The 17,641-nt window shown below is 72.9% G+C and carries 16 protein-coding genes and 1 riboswitch; of the genes, 2 read left to right on the top strand and 14 right to left on the bottom strand.

Translation table 11 applies throughout. The annotated features are described in order from the left end of the window. Positions 1 to 207: 207 nt before the first annotated feature. The 13 genes from HA039_RS21175 to HA039_RS21115 form a co-directional block, all read right to left on the bottom strand. Positions 208 to 1,182 (bottom strand): Ppx/GppA phosphatase family protein, encoded by a 975-nt coding sequence (locus tag HA039_RS21175; RefSeq protein WP_167032384.1) that lies wholly within the window; start codon positions 1,180 to 1,182, stop codon positions 208 to 210. Next, positions 1,179 to 1,769: a DUF501 domain-containing protein gene (locus HA039_RS21170; RefSeq protein ID WP_243869633.1), complete on the bottom strand. Its 591-nt coding sequence runs from the start codon at positions 1,767 to 1,769 to the stop codon at positions 1,179 to 1,181. Before HA039_RS21170 ends, HA039_RS21175 begins: the two co-directional genes overlap by 4 nt. Positions 1,770 to 1,824: 55 nt before the next feature. After that, positions 1,825 to 2,298 carry an FtsB family cell division protein gene (locus tag HA039_RS21165; RefSeq protein WP_167032381.1) on the bottom strand — a complete coding sequence of 158 codons (474 nt, stop codon included), beginning with the start codon at positions 2,296 to 2,298 and terminating at the stop codon, positions 1,825 to 1,827. Between the two features lie 103 nt (positions 2,299 to 2,401). Beyond that, positions 2,402 to 3,688 (bottom strand): phosphopyruvate hydratase, encoded by a 1,287-nt coding sequence (gene eno / locus HA039_RS21160; protein ID WP_167037260.1) that lies wholly within the window; start codon positions 3,686 to 3,688, stop codon positions 2,402 to 2,404. A 359-nt stretch (positions 3,689 to 4,047) separates the two neighbouring features. Continuing rightward, on the bottom strand, positions 4,048 to 4,746 hold the full coding sequence (locus HA039_RS21155; protein ID WP_167032378.1) for a LysM peptidoglycan-binding domain-containing protein: 699 nt from the start codon (positions 4,744 to 4,746) through the stop codon (positions 4,048 to 4,050). 4 nt (positions 4,747 to 4,750) lie between these two features. After that, a riboswitch (cyclic di-AMP (ydaO/yuaA leader) is annotated at positions 4,751 to 4,944 on the bottom strand. Between the two features lie 288 nt (positions 4,945 to 5,232). After that, positions 5,233 to 6,234, bottom strand: coding sequence for a LysM peptidoglycan-binding domain-containing protein (locus tag HA039_RS21150; RefSeq protein WP_167032375.1), 1,002 nt, complete (start codon positions 6,232 to 6,234; stop codon positions 5,233 to 5,235). Positions 6,235 to 6,393: 159 nt separating this feature from the next. After that, the gene (locus HA039_RS21145; protein WP_167032372.1) at positions 6,394 to 7,632 is read right to left on the bottom strand and encodes a cytochrome P450 family protein; all 1,239 of its coding nucleotides are present in this window, start codon (positions 7,630 to 7,632) and stop codon (positions 6,394 to 6,396) included. A 124-nt stretch (positions 7,633 to 7,756) separates the two neighbouring features. After that, on the bottom strand, positions 7,757 to 8,746 hold the full coding sequence (locus tag HA039_RS21140; protein WP_167032369.1) for a nucleoside triphosphate pyrophosphohydrolase: 990 nt from the start codon (positions 8,744 to 8,746) through the stop codon (positions 7,757 to 7,759). 270 nt (positions 8,747 to 9,016) lie between these two features. Then, positions 9,017 to 9,673, bottom strand: coding sequence for a SurA N-terminal domain-containing protein (locus HA039_RS21135; protein WP_167032366.1), 657 nt, complete (start codon positions 9,671 to 9,673; stop codon positions 9,017 to 9,019). Between the two features lie 98 nt (positions 9,674 to 9,771). Continuing rightward, positions 9,772 to 10,191: a GtrA family protein gene (locus HA039_RS21130; RefSeq protein ID WP_167032363.1), complete on the bottom strand. Its 420-nt coding sequence runs from the start codon at positions 10,189 to 10,191 to the stop codon at positions 9,772 to 9,774. Between the two features lie 91 nt (positions 10,192 to 10,282). Beyond that, entirely contained in the window at positions 10,283 to 11,812 is a 1,530-nt protein-coding gene (locus HA039_RS21125; protein WP_167032360.1) for a serine/threonine-protein kinase, read from the bottom strand. Beyond that, entirely contained in the window at positions 11,809 to 12,513 is a 705-nt protein-coding gene (locus HA039_RS21120) for a hypothetical protein (protein ID WP_208298675.1), read from the bottom strand. Before HA039_RS21120 ends, HA039_RS21125 begins: the two co-directional genes overlap by 4 nt. A gap of 176 nt (positions 12,514 to 12,689) precedes the next feature. Then, positions 12,690 to 14,792, bottom strand: a complete 2,103-nt coding sequence (locus tag HA039_RS21115; protein WP_167032357.1) for an N-6 DNA methylase — start codon at positions 14,790 to 14,792, stop codon at positions 12,690 to 12,692. Positions 14,793 to 14,968: 176 nt separating this feature from the next. Here HA039_RS21115 and HA039_RS21110 point away from each other — a divergent pair, with 176 nt between their 5' ends. Together HA039_RS21110 and HA039_RS21105 are read left to right on the top strand one after the other, a co-directional pair. Then, positions 14,969 to 15,769 carry a DUF4190 domain-containing protein gene (locus tag HA039_RS21110; protein WP_167032354.1) on the top strand — a complete coding sequence of 267 codons (801 nt, stop codon included), beginning with the start codon at positions 14,969 to 14,971 and terminating at the stop codon, positions 15,767 to 15,769. 119 nt (positions 15,770 to 15,888) lie between these two features. Then, the gene (locus HA039_RS21105) at positions 15,889 to 16,671 is read left to right on the top strand and encodes a hypothetical protein (protein WP_167032351.1); all 783 of its coding nucleotides are present in this window, start codon (positions 15,889 to 15,891) and stop codon (positions 16,669 to 16,671) included. A 68-nt stretch (positions 16,672 to 16,739) separates the two neighbouring features. On the opposite strand, the gene HA039_RS21100 is transcribed toward HA039_RS21105, so the two are convergent. Then, complete coding sequence (locus tag HA039_RS21100) at positions 16,740 to 17,546, bottom strand: HNH endonuclease family protein (RefSeq protein ID WP_243869632.1); 807 nt, start codon at positions 17,544 to 17,546, stop codon at positions 16,740 to 16,742. Positions 17,547 to 17,641: the final 95 nt, after the last annotated feature.

The raw sequence follows: 17,641 nt of genomic DNA, 5'->3' as shown, positions 1-17,641 counted from the left end.
CCGTACCGGCGGGGTCCGTGAGCCCGTGTTCACCCCCCGTGAGCTGCCCCTCTCCCTCTTACACGGAGTGGACCACCCCTCGGGTTCATACGCGCGTAACGCCCGCGGAACTGCCCCGCATTGAGGTCCGGGGACCCTGCGCGGCCACCGGACGGCCCCGTCGAACGTGAAGAGCGCCCAAGCGAGCCGTTTTCCTTGTGAAGAAGTTCACGAAGTTTCTCGCGGGGCCCTGCGCGCGGCTCCCCCGACACCCGCCGCGACGCCGTGCGCGATGCCGTCGAGGATGTCGTGCTCGCTCACGACGACCTCCGTCGCCCCGGTCCTTTCCATGATCGCCAGGAGGATCAGGGAGCCCGCGCCGATCACGTCGACCCGGCCCTCGTGCATCACCGGGATCGCCGCCCGCTCGTCGTGCGTGGCGCCCAGGAGGTGCCCGGTGATCTCCTCGACCCGGGCGAACGGGATCCGGGACCGGTGGATCGCCGCGGAGTCGTACGCGGGCAGGCCGAGCGCGATCCCGGCGACCGTGGTCACGGAACCGGCGAGCCCGACCAGCGTGCGCGGCTCGCCCAGCGGGACGGTCTCCCCCGCCAGGTCCAGGGCCGCCTCGATGTCCGCCCGCATCGCCGCCACCTCGGCGGCCGTCGGCGGGTCGCTGAGGACGCCGTCGTGCAGGAGGTGCCGCTCGGTCAGCCGGACGCACCCGATGTCCACGGACCGCCCCGCCCTGACCCGGTCGTCGCCGACGACGAACTCCGTCGAGCCGCCGCCGATGTCCACGACCAGGCAGCTGTCCCGGACCGCCAGCTCCTTCGTGGCGCCGGTGAAGGAGAGGGCCGCCTCCTCGTCGCCCGTGACGACCTCGGGCTCGACGCCCAGGATGTCCACGACCCCGCGCACGAACTCGTCGCGGTTCTCCGCGTCGCGCGACGCCGAGGTGGCCACGAAGCGGATCCCCTCCACCCCGTGCTCCTCGATGACGGCCGCGTACTCCCGGCAGGCCGCGAAGGTGCGCTCCAGCGCCTCGGGGGCCAGCCGGCCCGTCCGGTCCACGCCCTGACCCAGCCGGACGATCGTCATCCGCCGGTCGAGGTCGGTGAGTTCGCCCGTAACGGGATCGATGTCCGCGACGAGCAGGCGGATCGAGTTCGTACCGCAGTCGACGGCCGCCACGCGCGTCATCGGGCGTCACTCTCCTCGTCCGCGCCCGAACCGTCCGTGCCTGTGCCTGTGCCGTCCGTGCCCGTGCCGTCCGCGCACGGCGTCACGCACGGGCCCTTGCGCCACCACTCGGGCAGCATCGCCAGCGCCTCGTCGCCCAGCGGGTTCACCCCGGGACCCGCCGCCAGCGAGTGGCCGACCAGGACGTGCAGGCACTTCACCCGGTCCGGCATGCCACCGGCGCTCGGGAAGCCCTCCAGCACCTCGATGGCGTCCCGGCGGGCCACGTAGTCCTCGTGGGCCTTCCGGTACGCCGCCGCCAGCCCGGGGTCGGTCGCGAGGCGCTCGGACATCTCCCTCATGACGCCGTTCGCCTCCAGCGTGCCGATGGCCGAGGCCGCGCGCGGGCAGGTCAGGTAGTACGTCGTCGGGAAGGGCGTGCCGTCGGGCAGCCGCGGGGCGGTCTCGACCACGTCCGGCTGTCCGCAGGGACAGCGGTGCGCGATGGCCCGGAGCCCGCGCGGCGGGCGGCCCAGTTGTTCCTTGAATGCCGCGACGTCCGCCTCGGTGGGCTCGGTGCGTCCGGTCTGCGGAGGGGGCGTGTCCATGCCTGCCTAGTTCTGCTCAACCGCGTGATGCGTGAGGTCGGTGGGTGTACGGGTGTTACGTGTCCGGGCGGTCCGCGTTGTCCACGCTGTCCAGGACGTTGGAGTACCAGGGGCGGTCGGCCGCGCCCTGCTCCTCGCGCTCCTGCCGCGCCGCCTCCGGGTCGATCATGGTGTAGCCGGTGTCCCCGGGCATCACGTAGTGGAGGTGCTCACGGGCCAGCCGCTCGATGTAGGCGTCGTCCTGGAGACGTGCCTTCTCGTCGCGCAGCTCCTCCACCCGCTGCCGTGCCTCGCGGGACAGCTTCTCCTGGTCGGCGATGTCGTTCTGCTGCGACACGTACTGCCGCATCGGGTACGCGAGCGCGACGACCAGCGTGCAGACCACGAGGGCGAGGAAGGCCGCGCGGCCGGTGAGCCGCGAGCGGCGGGCCTGGCGGCGGTTCTGCGAGCGGTAGACACGGGCCGCGGTCTGCTCACCGAGCACCCGCAGCCTGGTCGCGGTGGAGAACCGGTCCCGGTTCCCGGCCATGGTCCGCCTCCCCTGTCACGTACGTACGTCCCCGGACACGGTACGGGACCGGGGACGGGGACGTACGTACGACGGGCTGGTCAGCGGCCGCCGACCGGCGTCGTCAGCCCTTGAAGCGGGGGAACGCGCTGCGGCCGGCGTACACCGCGGCGTCGTCGAGGATCTCCTCGATGCGCAGCAGCTGGTTGTACTTGGCCACGCGCTCCGAGCGGGCGGGGGCGCCGGTCTTGATCTGGCCGCAGTTGGTGGCGACGGCGAGGTCGGCGATGGTGACGTCCTCGGTCTCGCCGGAGCGGTGGGACATCATGCACTTGAAGCCGCTGCGCTGGGCCAGCTCGACGGCGTCCAGCGTCTCGGTCAGCGAGCCGATCTGGTTGACCTTGACGAGCAGGGCGTTCGCGGAGCCCTCCTCGATGCCACGGGCGAGGCGCTCGGGGTTGGTGACGAAGAGGTCGTCGCCGACGATCTGGACCTTGGAGCCCAGCTTGTCGGTGAGGACCTTCCAGCCGGCCCAGTCGTCCTCGTACAGCGGGTCCTCGATGGAGACCAGCGGGTAGGAGGCGACGAGCTCCTCGTAGTACTCGGTCAGCTCGGCGGCCGAGCGGGACTTGCCCTCGAACTCGTACACGCCGTCCTTGTAGAACTCGGACGCGGCGACGTCGAGCGCGAGCGCGATGTCGCGGCCGGGCACGTAACCGGCTTCCTTGATCGCTTCGAGGATGAGGTCGAGCGCGGCGCGGTTGGAGTCCAGGTTGGGCGCGAAGCCGCCCTCGTCGCCGAGGCCGGTCGACAGGCCCTTGTCCTTCAGGACGCGCTTGAGCGTGTGGTAGACCTCGGCGCCCCAGCGCAGGGCCTCGGAGAAGGACTCCGCGCCGATCGGGGCGATCATGAACTCCTGGATGTCCACGTTGGAGTCGGCGTGCGAGCCGCCGTTCAGGATGTTCATCATCGGAACGGGCAGCAGGTGCGCGTTCGGGCCGCCGAGGTAGCGGAAGAGCGGCAGGTCGGAGGCCTCGGAGGCGGCGTGCGCGACGGCGAGGGAGACGCCGAGGATGGCGTTCGCGCCGAGCGACGACTTGTCCGGGGTGGCGTCCAGGTCGAACATCGCCTGGTCGATGAGGCGCTGCTCGGTGGCGTCGTACCCGACGAGCTCCGGGCCGATCTGCTCGATGACGGCGAGGACGGCCTTCTCGACACCCTTGCCCTGGTAACGGTTGGGGTCACCGTCGCGGAGTTCAAGGGCCTCGAACGCACCGGTGGAGGCACCGGAGGGGACAGCAGCACGGCCGGTGCTGCCGTCGTCGAGGCCGACCTCGACCTCGACCGTGGGGTTGCCTCGGGAGTCGAGGATTTCCCGGGCTACGACGACGTCGATGGACGGCACGAGCATCTCCTTCATGGGATGTGACGCTTTGGGCGCGGGGCCGCTCGGTCCCGCGACACGAGCCTAACCGGCCCCGGGCCGTCGGCAGGCCGGTGCCCGCCCGCTGGGACGAAATGAAGACGTCATCCTGATGACACGCGGGCGAACGGCACCGGCGGGGTCCGTTCCGGCCACGCGGTCGGTCGCGTGGCCGGAACGGGGGAACCCCGGCCCGCGCGCGTACGGGGGAAGAACGCGCGGGGCCGGGGTGGTACGGGGGTGGGGCCGCGAGGGGGACGGGTGGCCCCGGAGGGAGCGGACCGGGAGGCGGTCGCTCACCGGGCGGCCGGCGTCACCTCTCGGGTCGGCTGGCCGGGCGGGCGGGCTCAGCTCAGGTGGAGCTGCTGGCCCGGGTAGATCACGTCGGCGTCGGTGACGATGTCCTTGTTCAGGTCGAACAGCTTCTTCCAGCCACCCTTGACGTGGTGGGCGGCGGCGATCTTCGACAGGCTGTCGCCGGGCTTGACCTTGTACTCGCCGTCACCCTTCTTGATCGTGGTGGGGCGGCTCGTACCGCGCGAGGCGTGCTGCTCGGAGGTGCGCGCCGAGGGCGCCGCCTGCCGCTGGGGAGCCTGCTGCTGCGGCGCGGACTGCTGCTGGCGCGGCGCGGACTGGCGGGCCGGCTGCGAGGGGGCCGCCGGGGCGGAGTCGTTCGAGGCGTTGGAAAGGCCCACACCACAGGTCGGCCAGGCACCCTTGCCCTGGCCCGCGAGGACCTTCTCGGCGACGGCTATCTGCTGCGACTTGGAGGCCTGGTAGGCGTTGGGCGCGTAGGCGGTGCCGCCGTACGCGGCCCAGGTGGACGGGGTGAACTGGAGCCCGCCGGAGAAGCCGTTGCCGGTGTTGATGGCCCAGTTGCCGCCGGACTCGCACGCGGCGACCTGGTCCCACTCGGCGGTGGTGGCGGCGGAGGCGGACGTGGCGCCGAGCAGCGGGACCGCGACGGCGGCACCGGTCACCCCGGCGAGCGTGGCGTAACGGACGACCTTGGACGGACGGCGGTGCTTGGCCTTGGAACGCAGCATGAAGCTATCTCCTCACCGACGCCTACGAGGTCAGCTGTCGGGTTCGGGCCAAGTGAGTTGCCCGGCCGCGTCCGTCGGGGCCTCCCGGCCCTCGCTGTACGCGGCTTCACCCCGAGCCGGTCGTCGGCCGTCTCTCGACGGCCGGGGCCGGCACCTAACCTTTGGGTCCCCCGCTCCTGCCTTCGGCGCTTGACGCGACGATTACTCCCCCCGACCGACGGCAGGATTCGGCGTGACGGTCGACGAGGCCCGCGGTGCGAGCGGTTCAGACCGTAGACACAGGTCCACCGGATGTTCAAAGTGGCCGATGGGGGAGAAATCGCCCGAACTCCCCTGTGTGCCGACCGTGTTTTCGCAGGTGAGGGCGGAGAAAGCGCCACCGGTGGGCCAAAGGTCCCCTGTTGAGGCAAAGAGACCCTTGTCTCACTTGCGCAGAAGTGGACATAGGGCCTCCAACCCCCCTCGGGGGCGGGCCGTCAACTGCTGCTACTTCACGCCGAGATCGACGGTCTGGCCAGGCAGGATGAGGTCGGGGTCGGTGCCGAGCGCGTCCTTGTTCGCGTCGTAGAGGGCGCGCCAGCCGCCGTCGACGCCGTTCTCGTCCGCGATGCGCCACAGGCAGTCACCGGGGCGTACGACGTACTCGCCGTCGGGGGTGGCGGTGGCGTCGGGCGTCACGGCCTCCGCGTCACGTGTCAGTGCGTCACCCCGGGAGGCGTGACGGCCCGATTCGCGCTCTTCACCCGAGTTGTCCGGCGTGATGCCGGCCAGGTCCGGGGAGGCCGCCGGGTCCTCGGGGGCCGCGCCGCCGCGGTGCTTGCCCTTCACGGTGTCCGTGGTCGCCTCGGTGGAGGGGGTGGCGGAACGGGAGGGGCTCGGGGTGCCCCCGTCGCCCTTCGCGCCGTCCCGGCCGTCCCGGCCGTCCCGTTCGCCGTCCGTGCGCTTCGCGGCGGAGGGGCTGCTGTCCGGGGTGGCGCTGCCGGGGGAGGTCGGGGTCGTGTCGGAGCCCTCGGCCCGGTCCGTGTCCGCGCCTGAGGGCGCGGTGGACGCCTCGGGGGTCGCGGAGCTCTCGTCCGCCCCGGGGGCCGCCCCGGGGTCGACCAGGGGCTCCGCGGTGTCCTTCACGAGTCCCGCGACGGGCGCGCAACTGGCCCAGGCCGACGGGCCCTGCGCGTCGAGGATCTTCTCGGCGACCGCTATCTGCTGGGAGCGGCTGGCGAGGTCGGGGCGGGTCGCGTAGCTGCCGCCGCCGAAGTCGTCCCAGGTCTCCTGGGAGATCTGGACCCCGCCGAAGTACCCGTTGCCGAGGTCCGCGCTCCACGCGCCCCCGCTCTCGCAGTCGGCGACGCGGTCCCAGGTGGAGGCGTCCGCCGCGCTCGCGGAGGTGGCGCCGAGCAGCGGGATGGCGATCGCGGAGCCGGTCACCCCCGCGGCGACGATCAGGGCGGGCGCCTGGCGGGGGCGACGGTGTCGGCCGTTCGCGGACATGCGGTTGCCTTCCGTGTGCCGTACGACGCAGGGGGCGTCACACGTGAAATCGACTACAGCGTGTGGCTGCTGAGCTGTCGGTGAAGGTAGCCGGACTCGAACGCTTGTCACAAGTCGATGCAGGGGAGATCACGTGAAAGTCACATTCCTGACGGTCCGTCAGGCGGGCAAAGGCGTGAACTGCACCGGAAGTGTGCGCAATCCACGCATGATGAGCCCTCCGCGCCAGCGCAAATCGGCCGGATCCGCCGCAAGCCGCACGTCCGGCAGGCGCGTCAACAGCGTGCCGAGCGCGGCCTGTCCCTCCAGCCGGGCGAGCGGCGCGCCGACGCAGTAGTGGATGCCGTGTCCGTAACCGAGATGCTGATTGTCACGCCGAGCGAGATCCAGCCGTTCCGGGTCCTCGAACCGCGCGGGGTCGCGGTCGGCCGCCGCGAGGACGACCAGGACGGGGTCGCCGGTCGCGACCGCCTGCCCGCCGAGCGTCAGCGGCTCGGTGGCGTACCGCCACGTCGCGAGCTCCACCGGCCCGTCGTAGCGCAGCAGTTCCTCGATCCCGGTCGCCAGCAGGCCGCTCTCCCCCGCGTCCAGCGACGTCTGGAGCAGCGCGCGCTGCTCCGGGTGGCGCAGCAGCGCGTACATCCCGTTGCCGATGAGGTTGACGGTGGTCTCGAACCCGGCGAAGAGGAGGATGAAGGCCATCGCGGCGGCCTCGTTCTCGGTGAGGTGCTCGCCGTGGTCGCTCGACCGGATCAGGTCGGAGATCAGGTCGTCGCCGGGGTTCTCGCGCTTGCGGTGGATGAGTTCGGCGAGGTAGCTCCGCATCTTCTTGACCGACCGGGCGACCCCGCCGCGCGGGCCGCCGCCGTGGCGGATCATCATCCCGGCCCAGTCCCGGAAGTCGTCCTGGTCCTCGCGCGGGACCCCGAGGAGGTCGCAGATCGCGTAGATGGGGAGGGGGAAGGCGAAGTCGTGGATGAGGTCCGCCTCGCCCTTCGCCGCGAACCCGTCGATGAGACGGTCCGTCAGCTCCTGCACGCGTGGCGCGAATTGGGCTACCCGTCGCGGGGTGAAGGCCTTGGACACGAGCCGCCGCAGCCGGGTGTGGTCCGGCGGGTCGATGTTCAGGAGATGCGTCATCAGCTCGGCGTTGCGCTCCCCCGGGATGCCCGTCCGCCCCTTGGCGTGCGCCGACCCGGCGTGGTGGACGGGGTTCTTGGAGAGCCGGGGGTCGGCGAGCGCCCGCTTGGCGTCGTCGTACCGCGTGACGAGCCACGCCTCGACGCCACTGGGCAGCTCGGTCCGGTACACGGGCGCGTGCTCGCGCAGCCAGGCGTAGGCGGGGTAGGGGTCGGTGGCGAACTCCCAGGTGAAGAGCTCGGGGGCGTGGGCGGACATGCCTTGACAGTAATCGGGGGGGGTGTACTGGCCGTACGGGGGAGGCTCGGGAGCGGACTCGGGGCGGGTACGGGTCGGTCCGGGGGACGCCGGAGTCGGGGCCGGGGGTCGGGGGGGCCGGGGGCTAGGTGGGGAGGCCCTCTGCGGTGCGGATTGCGGCTCGGTAGGTTCGGGCCGCGGCGCGTAGGGCTGTTTCGGGGTCGGTGCCGGTGCGCTCGGCCTCTGTGGCCAGGGCGAGGAGTTCGTAGCCGATGCCTTCGCCCGCCGGGGGGCGTACGTCCAGTCCGGCGGTACGGGCGCGGCCCGCGAGCTTGGCCGCGAGGGCGAGGCCCGGCTGGCCCAGCGGGACCCCGTCGGTGACCGATTCGCGCTGCTTCTCGATCGCCTTGGTCCGCAGCCAGTGCGCCTTGACGTCCTCGGGGGTCTCGGCGGTCTCGTCGCCGAAGACGTGGGGGTGGCGGTGGATGAGCTTGTCCACGAGCGTGCCGGCCACGTCGTCGATGGAGAACGGCTCGATGTCCTCGTCCAGGCCGTCCTGGGCGATCCGGGCGTGGAAGACCACCTGGAGCAGGACGTCCCCCAGCTCCTCGCGCAGCTCGTCGCCGTCGCCGTTCTCGATGGCCTCGACCAGTTCGTACGCCTCCTCGATGCCGTACTTGGCGAGGCCCTGGTGCGTCTGGATCGAGGACCACGGGCACTCGGCGCGGATGCGGTCCATGACCTGGACGAGGTCGAGGAGGCGGGCGCCGGGGAGGTCGTACGAGCCGGGGAGCAGCTCCAGGTCCGGCATCTGGACGCGGCCCGAGCCGGCGAGGCGGGCGAGGCCGTCGGTGAGGGCGGAGTCCGTGCCGTCGCCGTCGGCGGTGGGGAGGACGACGACGGTACGGCCGCCCGCGCAGTCCTCGACGAGCTCCTGGGCGGAGGGCGCGGCGTGCTCGACCCGCACGCCGGCCTCGCGGAGGTACGGGAGCTGCGGGTGCGCGGGGTCGGCGCAGAGGACGCGGTCGGCGGCGTGCAGCGTCTGCCAGGCGGGCCAGGAGAGGAGGCCGGGGGCTACGCGGTGGCTGGCGGTGAGGAGGACGATGCGGCCGGGAGCGGGAGGTTCTTGGGTCACGTCTTTGAACCTACCTCCGGTGCGGGCCGGGGGTGTCCGGCGGGCGTGTCCTCAAGCGCCGGACGGGCTGGGGGATGCGGCCGCGTGGCCTGGGGCGGTCGGTGGGTGGTGTCCTCAAGCGCCGGACGGGCTGGAAGTGGCCGGGGTGGGCTGGAGCCGCCCGGCGCGGGGGCGTGTCCTCAAGCGCCGGACGGGCTGGAAGTGGCCGGGGTGGGTCGGAGCCGCCCGGCGCGGAGGCGTGTCCTCAAGCGCCGGACGGGCTTGGAGTGGCTACGCGTCCGTCGGTTGTTGTTGGGGGGCCTCTTTGGTCACCTGGGTGATCCACGGGGTCTTCGCGTCGCCGAGCTGGACCTTGGTGTTGTCCCAGCTGCCGTAGCGCGGGTTCACGTCGATGCCGAGCTTCTTGGACGTGGCGGCGAGACCCGTGACCAGCTTCTGCTGGCCCTGCGGGGTCATCGCGTCCGCGCCGAGCGCCGCGCCGACCTTCGTCAGCAGGACGTCGCGGCGGATCGCGTCGTCGAGCTGGTCCGGGGTGACCGCGCCCTGCTGGAGGGCCAGCGCGAGGAACTGCTTCTCGCCGCCGGACTGCGCGAACGCCTGCTGCTTGGCCGCCTGGATCTCCTTGCGGCTCACCGTCACCCCGGCGTCGTCCGCCGCCCGCTGGAGGACGCGGTCGAAGATCATGCCGTTCAGCTTGATCTGGCTGAGCCTGCCGGTGTTCTTGATGAGCTCGGCCGACTGGGGCGACGCCTCCTGGGCGCTGCGGACGTCCCGTACCGCCCCCTGGACGGTGGACACCTCGATCCGCTGCCCGCCGACCACCGCCGCGGCCCCGGGATGGGCGTCGGCGCCGCAGGCGGTGAGGAGGGGAGCCGCGGCGAGGAGCGCGACGGAGAAGGAGAGCGCGGTGCGACGGCGGCGGTGCAAAGGAGCCTCCCGGCGTGATTGTGCGGCGATGCACAAGGCCTTGCAGTGATCGATGTTAGGCAGTCCGCGTGGCAGGGGCCACTGGTTCGACCAACGATTCACCGGGAGATTGGGGTGCGCTCCCGCGGAGAAGTCGCTCCCGCGGCCCGGTCGGGGCGCAGCATGATCGCGCGGGAGACCACGAAGGTGATCGGGACGGCCGCGCCCGCGGCGGCCAGCGGCGCGTACCGGCTGCTCAGGCGCAGGACGTCCACCAGCACGTACACCCCGCTGGTGGTGATCACGAAGTTCGCGGCGTTGGTGAGCGGGAAGAGCAGGAACTTCCGCAGGGTCGGGCGGGTCCGGTACGTGAAGTGGCTGTTGAGGAAGAACGAGCCGACCATGGAGAGCGTGAACGCGCTCACATGCGCGGCGACATAGGGCAGCCGGGTCAGCAGGAGCAGGTAAAGGGCGTAGTACGTCCCGGTGTTCACCACTCCGACCAGGGCGAACCTGACCAACTGGACCCGGACCGTCATCTGCTTACGTGCTCCCTGCCTGTGCGGAGAGCGCGGTCTGCGCGCGCCCGGACGAGTGTGGCACAGCCCGTGCCGGGCGTCCTGGCGGGGATCAGGCGCCCCGGAACTGCTGTTGGTGTTCGAGCGCGCGGCGCAGTTCCGCCGGGAGCGGGTGGTACGGGCCGTAGGCGCGCTCGGCGTCCCACAGCAGGCTCTGCAACTGCTGCCGCGCGCCCGCGTGGTCGCCGACCGCGAGCAGCAGGTGCCCGATGCGGTGGCGGATCTCGAAGGACCGGCCGGGGTCGCCGCCGGGCTGCCGCATGCTGTCGTAGTACGGCACCAGCGCGCGGTACTCGGCGAGCGCGGCGGCGGTCTCGCCGAGCTGTTCGAGGCACTGCGCGGCCTCGTAGCGGAACTGGAGCGCCTGCGGGTCGCCGGCGCCCGCCTCGGCCGTCCTGTCGTCGGCGAGGCGGCGCAACTCCGGGAGGGCGCGCCGGTACTGGCCGTCGTCCAGGAGCGTCGACGCGTACTGCTTGCGCAGGATGCGGACGACCGGGGAGTACTCGCCGTGCTCCGCGGCGGCGGCCGGCAGGATGCCGCCGAGGATGTCGACGGCCTGGGTGATGCTGCCCTCCCCGAGCAGCCGCTTGACCTCGTCGACGGCCGCCGCGACGTCCGGGCGTTCCGCCGGGACCGGCGTCTGCTGGGTCACGGGCGGGGACGGCACGGTGGTGGCCCGGTCCGGCCAGGGGGCGTGCGGGCGCAGGAAGGGGCGGGTCGGGTCGAGCGGTCCGGTGGGGCCGCCCCGGGCGGGCAGGAGCGGGACGAGGTGTTCGTACACCTCCTGGGCCCCGGCGGGGCGGTGCTGCGGGTCCTTGGCGAGCAGCCGCAGCACGACCCGCTCCAGTTGCTCGGGGACCTCGGGCCTGATCCGGCGGATCGGTACGGGTGCCTCGTACAGGTGGCGGTGCAGGACGCCGAGGACGGTGGAGCCGGCGAACGGCACGTTCCCGCTGAGGAGTTCGTGGAGGAGCACGCCGAGGGCGTAGAGGTCGGTGTACGGGCCGACGGCGCCGCCCATCGCCTGCTCGGGCGCCATGTAGGCGGGGCTGCCGATGGGCGAGCCGGTGTGGGTGAGGCGGGTGGTGTCGGTGTCCAGGACGGAGGCGACGCCGAGGTCGAGGACGGTGACCGTGCCGTCGGGCCGCACCATCACGTTCCGCGGCTTGAGGTCGCGGTGGACGATGGGCACCGCGTGCACGGCGCCGAGGACGGAGCAGAGCTGCGCGGCGATCGCGACGGCCCAGGGCCAGGGGTACGGGTCGTGCTCGGCGAGGTGGTCGGCGAGGTCCGCGCCCTCCACGTACTGCATGACCAGGTACAGGTCGTCGTCGTCACCGCCCGCGTCGTGGACGGTCACCAGGCCGGGGTGGTCGACCTGGGCGGTGACCCGGCACTCGCGGACGAAGCGGCGGCGCATCTCGTCGGCGCCGCTGGCCGCGGTCATCCGGTCGGGGCGCAGCAGCTTCACGGCGACGCGGCGGTCGAGCCGCTGGTCGTACGCGGTCCAGACCTGGCCCATGCCGCCCTGGCCTATGACCGTGGAGAGCTCGTAACGGTCGGCGATGACACGTCCGTTCACCGGCCGTCCTGGCCCTTGTCGGTGCTGTTGTTGTTGCCGCTGCTGTTGCTGTTGCTGTTGCCGCTGCTGTTGCGCAGGAAGTCGCTCAACTCGTCCAGTTCGGCGCGCACCTGGTCGATGCGGGGGTGGTCGGTGGTGCGGGAGTGGTCGGTGCGGGGGGCGCCGGTGGCCGGCCTGTCCGGGTGCGGGGTGTCCGCGCGGGCGGTGTTCGCGGGGTAGTGCGCCGGGGGTACGGCCGGGGGCGGCGGGACGTGCGGGCGCGGGGCGGGCGGCGGGGTGGCCGTCCCGGGACGCGGGTAGCCGTAGCCGGGCTGGGGCGGGACGGGGAACGGCACCGGCCGCGGGTGGGCCGCCGGTGCGTCGCGGCGGTGGAAGTGCGTGATCTCCGCGTACAGGTAGTAGCCGAGGACGGCGACCGCCGTCAGCAGGAGCAGCGCGACGCCGATGTCCGACCGGGCGGCCGTCAGGTCCTCGGTGTTGTCCGTGCCGATCATCACGACGGAGAGGACGATCAACCCGATGGTGACGGCCAGCAGCACGCTGTCCCGGGCCTTGCGGGTGAGGATCGCGAGCCGCAGCATCGGCACCCAGGCGAGGAACCCGCAGCTGAGGACGGCGGCCAGCGCGAAGACCACGCGCAGCACGATGACGGCGGAGCCGTCTCGCGGTCGCTGCGGCGGCACGTAGCCGTGGCCGTGCATCAGTGCTCCCGGAGGCCTGGGGACGAGGCGAACCCCGCGGTACGGGGACGAGCGTATACAGCCACTACGACACACCGCCCCCGGGTTGCGCGGATCCGGTAACGCATCGGCAACTCCTCCCCCACCGGGCCGTGAAGGCCCCGTACCGGCCGCGGAACGGATCCGGGGCCCGTCGGTCAGCCGGGGTCGACGCTGCCGTCCGTCAGGCCGTCGTGAAGCCCGCGTACCAACTGCTCCCCCAACTGTCCCGCGAGCCTCACCGCATCCTCGAAGGCGGCCAGCGCGCGGAAGCGTTCACCGTACCGCCGCTGGTCGGCGAGCGGGAGTCTGGGCAGCCGCAGACGCCGGACGTCGAGGCGGGTGGCGGTGGAGGCGTAGCTGCTCGCCCGGCGGTTGTTGGCCGTGCCGCGCAGGAACCCGGCGAGGAACCACGGGTCGAGGGCGGCGGGATCCGGGCGCAGCAGCTGGAGGTTGCGGCCGAGCGCGGCACCGGCCGTGGCGGCGTCGACGACCCGCACGAGGGAGCCGCCGCCGAGGACGGGGACGACGACGTCCCCCTCCTGGGTCCGTACGGGCTCCTCGGGCGGGCCCTCGGGGAGCGCGCCGGAGGGGGCGCGGCCGGCGAGCACGTCCTGTTCGGTGAGGACGGGGGTGGGGGGCGCCGGGTGCGCCGGGGGGACGGGCGCGGCGGTGCCGGTGCCGCCCGCGTGGAGCACCAGGGCGCCGGCGCGGGCCAGTTCGCCGACGGTGACGGTGACGGCGGGCAGGCGGGCGGGGGCCGGGGCGCCGGGATCGTCCGGGCCGGCCGCCTGGACGGCCGTCGGGACCAGGTCGTGGGTGAGCCGCAGGGTGTCCGTCAGCCGGTCCCGTACGCGGGCGAGTTCGGCGGTGCCGCTCGCGGCGGCCGGGGGCGGGAGGTGGCGGGCGGGGGCCAGGTCCACGTCGTCGTCGAGGAGTTCGATGACGGACACGGCGCCGCTGACCCCGGGCCGCTCCTCGACCGTGCCCTGCCGCTCGAAGGCCGCCCAGGCGTCCAGGACGGTGCCGTGGACGGCGGGCCAGTCGACGGTGTCGCGGCCGCCGCCGGGGGCCGCCAGGGCCGCCGTGTCGACGAGGAGCAGCTCGGGCGGGGGCCGGTCGCCGGCGGCGGGCCTGCGCAGGACCCAGAGGTGCAGCGGGATGCCGTACGGGGGCGCCGCGCCGGCCGGCAGGGCGACGACGGCGCGCAGGGCGCCGCGCCGCAGGAGGTCGGCGCGGATCCGGCGGCCGGAGCGGCGGGAGGCGGCGGCGGGGGGCATCAGCAGGACGGCGGTGCCGCCGGGGCGCAGGCGGGCCAGCGCGTGCTGGACCCAGGCCAGTTCGGATTCCGTACGGGCCGGGAAGCCGTACTCCCAGCGCGTGTCGTAGGCCAGCTCGTCGTGGCCCCAGTTGCGCTCGTTGAACGGCGGGTGGCAGAGGACCGCGTCGGCCGCGAGCCGGGGGAACGCGTCGGCGCGCAGGGTGTCGCCGGCGTGGACGCGCACGTCGGCGTCCGTGTGGAGGGCGAGGCGCAGCGCGCCGAGCGCGGCCGGCTCGGGGACGTTCTCCTGGGCGTGCAGGGCGCCGGGGTGCGGGACGGCGCGCAGCAGCGTGCCGGTGCCCGCGGCGGGGTCGAGGACGCTCACGCCCTCGGCCGTGGCGCCGGCCAGGGCCGCCATGAGGGCGGCGGCGTCGGGCGGGGTGAGCGTGTACTGACGGGGGTTGGCGTCGAGGTAGCGGCCGAGCAGGAACTCGAACGCCTGGCGCGCGCCGAGGTCGGCGGCCAGCTCGGCGACCGCCCGCAGCAGCGGGACGCGCGGACGGAGCTCTCGGCTGCCAGGGGTGTGAACCGGTCTGTCACCGGGTTCGCCGAGGCGGGCGGTGAGGACGTCGTCGAGGGCGGCGGGGAGCAGCTCGGCGAACCGCACGTCACCGGCCGCGGCGAGCTCCAGCCAGACCATGGGCCGCTCGTGGACGAGGAGGAGGGCGCAGCCCGTACGGATCAGGGCGGACGCGGCTCCCGCGGGGTCACCGGAGACTTCCTGCCAGACGCGTTCGCGCAGCGGGACCTCGGCGAGTTTCCCCTGGTCACGGAGCCATCGCTCGACCTCGCCGAGGGCGAAGGAGGGGCTGGTCTCGGTGCCTCCGACGGGCTGGGGGAAGTCGGCGTGGCGGCGGCGCCAGTTGCTGACGGCGGCCCTGCCCACCCCGGCGAGCCGGGCGATCCCGGCGGCCGTGACCTCCGCTGCGTTCTCCGGCACCTGGCTGCCTCCTTGCAGGGCACGACGTCATGTGTCGCCGAGCATAGCGGCGTCGGCGCCTCGAACCGGTTCACGATCCATATCCACTGAGTTCACTTAATCCATGTTGACTCGGTTCACAGGCCCTGTTGTAATTGCGTCCTCACTCACTTGCGGATCCCCGGAGAGCGTCTGTCATGTCTCGACCCACCCCGCCGTCGCCCCAGTGGCCCCAGTCGACCCCCGGAGCGTTTCCGGGCGCTCCGGGCCAGACCCCGTACCCGGCATCACCCGCCCCCGCGGCCGCGGCCCGTAACGGCCTCGGCGTCGCCGCGCTGGTCCTCGGGATCCTCGGCTTCCTGTCGAGTCCGATCCCCTTCGTCTTCTGGGTCGGCGCCATCCTGGGCCTGCTCGCGCTGATCTTCGGTCTGAAGGGGCGCGGACGCGTCCGGCGGGCCGAGGCGACGAACAAGGGCGTGGCCACGACCGGCGCCGTCCTGGGCGCGCTCGCGCTGGTCCTCTCCGTGGTCGGCGGCGTGCTCACCTACAAGGTCGCGACCGAGGTGGTGAAGGACATCTCCGCGAGCGCCGACTCGGCCAAGGCCCTCGCGCCGCGCGACTCGGCCGTCTACGAGGACGGACTGACGCTCACGGTGTCCGCGCCCGTGGCGTACACACCGGGATCCGCCGCGACCGGCCACAAGCCGGGCGACAAGGCCTACCAGGTCACGCTGGTACTGGAGAACGCCCGGAAGAAGGCGTTCGACACGGGCGACATCGGAGTCAAGGCGTGGGTCGGCGCGAAGGACACCCCCGCCGGGAAGATCGTCGACGGCAAGAGCGGGGCGGTCGGCGAGGGCTTCACCGGAACGGTCGGGCCCGGCAGGACGGTCACCGTACAGGTCGCGTTCGACACCCCTCCGGCCGCCAAGACCCTCACCGTCGAACTCGACCCGGGTCTCACGTACGGCAGGACCAGGTGGGACCTGCCGCTGTGACGCTCTGAACTCCCGCCCCGACCTCTGTGCTCCCGGTTCGTTCCGCTCTGTTGTCCGCCCCGTTCGTTCCGCCCCGCCGGCTCCCTTCCGCTGCCGTCCGTCCCCTCCTGGAGATCCCCATGTCTGCCACCCGCACCACCCACAGCCTCCGCCGCAGCGCGCTCGGCGCCGTGTGCGCCGTCGCCGTCCTCACCCTCTCCGCCTGCGGCATCCTCGACGGGGACACCTCGGGAGGCAAGGACAAGCCTACGGAGGACAAGTCCGCCCCGTTCGCAGGCCTCTCCGGCCCGGAGATAGCCAAGAAGGCGGTCGCCGCGAACCTCGCCGCCTCGTCCATGACCGTCCACTCCGACTCCCGAGCCGACGGCGACCACACCGTCTTCACCGTGGCGATGAGCCGGCAGGGCGACTGCACCGGAACGCAGACGATCAACGACGGAGGCGTCCTCACCCTCACCCGGGTCGGCGGGGACTCGTACCAGATGCTGGACGAGGAGCTCGTACGCGCCGACAACAAGGGTCAGCCCAAGGAGGAGGTGGACAACGCGGTGAAGGTCCTCGCCGACCTCTGGACCAAGGACAGCCCCGAAGAAGCCAAGCAGAACGCCGACTTCTGTGATCTCCACAGCCTGCTGTCCTCCTTCCAGGGCGCGGGGTCCCTGGCCCAGAAGGGGCCGGTCACGACGGTGGACGGCGTACCGGCCATCACCCTGACCGAGTCCGACACCGAGGGCACGTACACGATGTACGTCGCCACCCAGGGCAAGCCGTACCTGCTGAAGTACGTCGAGAAGACGAAGAAGGACCCCGGCACGACGGCCTTCTCCGACTTCGACAAGCCGGTCCCGGCGAAGGCGCCCGCCAAGAAGGACATGGTCGACGTGAGCCTGCTGGCGAACTGAGCCCGGCGAGCACGCCGCCCGACCCGCCCCAGCGGCTCGGCGGCTCGGTGGCTCGGGGCTCGGCGACCTCAGCCGCCGCACTGCGTCAGCATCACCTTCTTGTCCGCCGTCGTCACCGGCAGGTCGTACTTCAGCGAGACCTGGGCGAACCGCACCACGTACGAACACCGGATCCGCTTGTCCGGCGGGAGCCAGGACGCGGGGCCCGAGTCCGACTTGGCGCCGTTCGTGGGGCCGTCCACCGGGATGAGGTTGAGCGGGTCGTTGGCGATCTGCTTCCGCTTGGCCTCGTCCCAACGGGCCGCGCCCATCTGCCAGTCGTACGACAGCGGCATCACGTGGTCGATCTGCACCTTCGACGCCGACTGCTTGCGCCACTCGATCGTCCTGCCCGTGTACGGGTCGCGCAGCGTCATCGAGACGACGACGCAATCGGAGCCCGACCGGTACTTCACCCGCTCGCCGTCCCGGGCGAGCAGGTCGTTCCTGGTGTCGCACCCGTTGTGCGCGAACGGCACCCCGTCGGCGGAGTCCAGCCAGGCGTAGCCGAACTTGTCGCGGTCGTACCCCGTCTTAGGGCCGCGCCCCTTCGTCCTCACCCGGTCGATGAGCTTGCGGCCCGCGCTCCGGTCCGCCTCCGACGTGAGCGGCGCGAGGCCCGGCTTCGTCCCGTCGGGGTTCTTCAGCGGCCCCGCGCCGGAACCGCCGCCCTGGCCCGGATCCGCGCCGGAGCCCGGATCCGCCGCCCCGGCCGACGCGGCGGGCGCCGGGTCGACCCCGAGCCCGCCCTCGCACCCGCCGAGGACGGCGACCGCCAGCACCACGGCCCCACCGCGCGCCACTGCCCGCGCCCTGCGCACCCCACGTCCGTTCACGCCCGCACCCTACGCTTCCCGCCGGCCGGCCCGGCAGGAGACGTGTGCCCCCGATCCCCCTCCTGAGGCCCGGCGTTCCGGGCCCCGGCGGACAA

Origin of the sequence: Streptomyces liangshanensis, from assembly GCF_011694815.1 — a bacterium.
Classification (GTDB): Bacteria; Actinomycetota; Actinomycetes; order Streptomycetales; family Streptomycetaceae; genus Streptomyces; species Streptomyces liangshanensis.
This window is presented reverse-complemented; position numbering and strand designations above follow the sequence as displayed.

Bases quoted from the DNA above. Each gene is read 5' to 3' on its own strand.
- HA039_RS21175 (WP_167032384.1), bottom strand. From the start codon at position 1,182: ATGACGCGCGTGGCGGCCGTCGACTGCGGTACGAACTCGATCCGCCTG.
- HA039_RS21170 (WP_243869633.1), bottom strand. From the start codon at position 1,769: ATGGACACGCCCCCTCCGCAGACCGGACGCACCGAGCCCACCGAGGCG.
- HA039_RS21165 (WP_167032381.1), bottom strand. From the start codon at position 2,298: ATGGCCGGGAACCGGGACCGGTTCTCCACCGCGACCAGGCTGCGGGTG.
- eno (WP_167037260.1), bottom strand. From the start codon at position 3,688: ATGCTCGTGCCGTCCATCGACGTCGTCGTAGCCCGGGAAATCCTCGAC.
- HA039_RS21155 (WP_167032378.1), bottom strand. From the start codon at position 4,746: ATGCTGCGTTCCAAGGCCAAGCACCGCCGTCCGTCCAAGGTCGTCCGT.
- HA039_RS21150 (WP_167032375.1), bottom strand. From the start codon at position 6,234: ATGTCCGCGAACGGCCGACACCGTCGCCCCCGCCAGGCGCCCGCCCTG.
- HA039_RS21145 (WP_167032372.1), bottom strand. From the start codon at position 7,632: ATGTCCGCCCACGCCCCCGAGCTCTTCACCTGGGAGTTCGCCACCGAC.
- HA039_RS21130 (WP_167032363.1), bottom strand. From the start codon at position 10,191: ATGACGGTCCGGGTCCAGTTGGTCAGGTTCGCCCTGGTCGGAGTGGTG.
- HA039_RS21120 (WP_208298675.1), bottom strand. From the start codon at position 12,513: ATGCACGGCCACGGCTACGTGCCGCCGCAGCGACCGCGAGACGGCTCC.
- HA039_RS21110 (WP_167032354.1), top strand. From the start codon at position 14,969: ATGTCTCGACCCACCCCGCCGTCGCCCCAGTGGCCCCAGTCGACCCCC.
- HA039_RS21105 (WP_167032351.1), top strand. From the start codon at position 15,889: ATGTCTGCCACCCGCACCACCCACAGCCTCCGCCGCAGCGCGCTCGGC.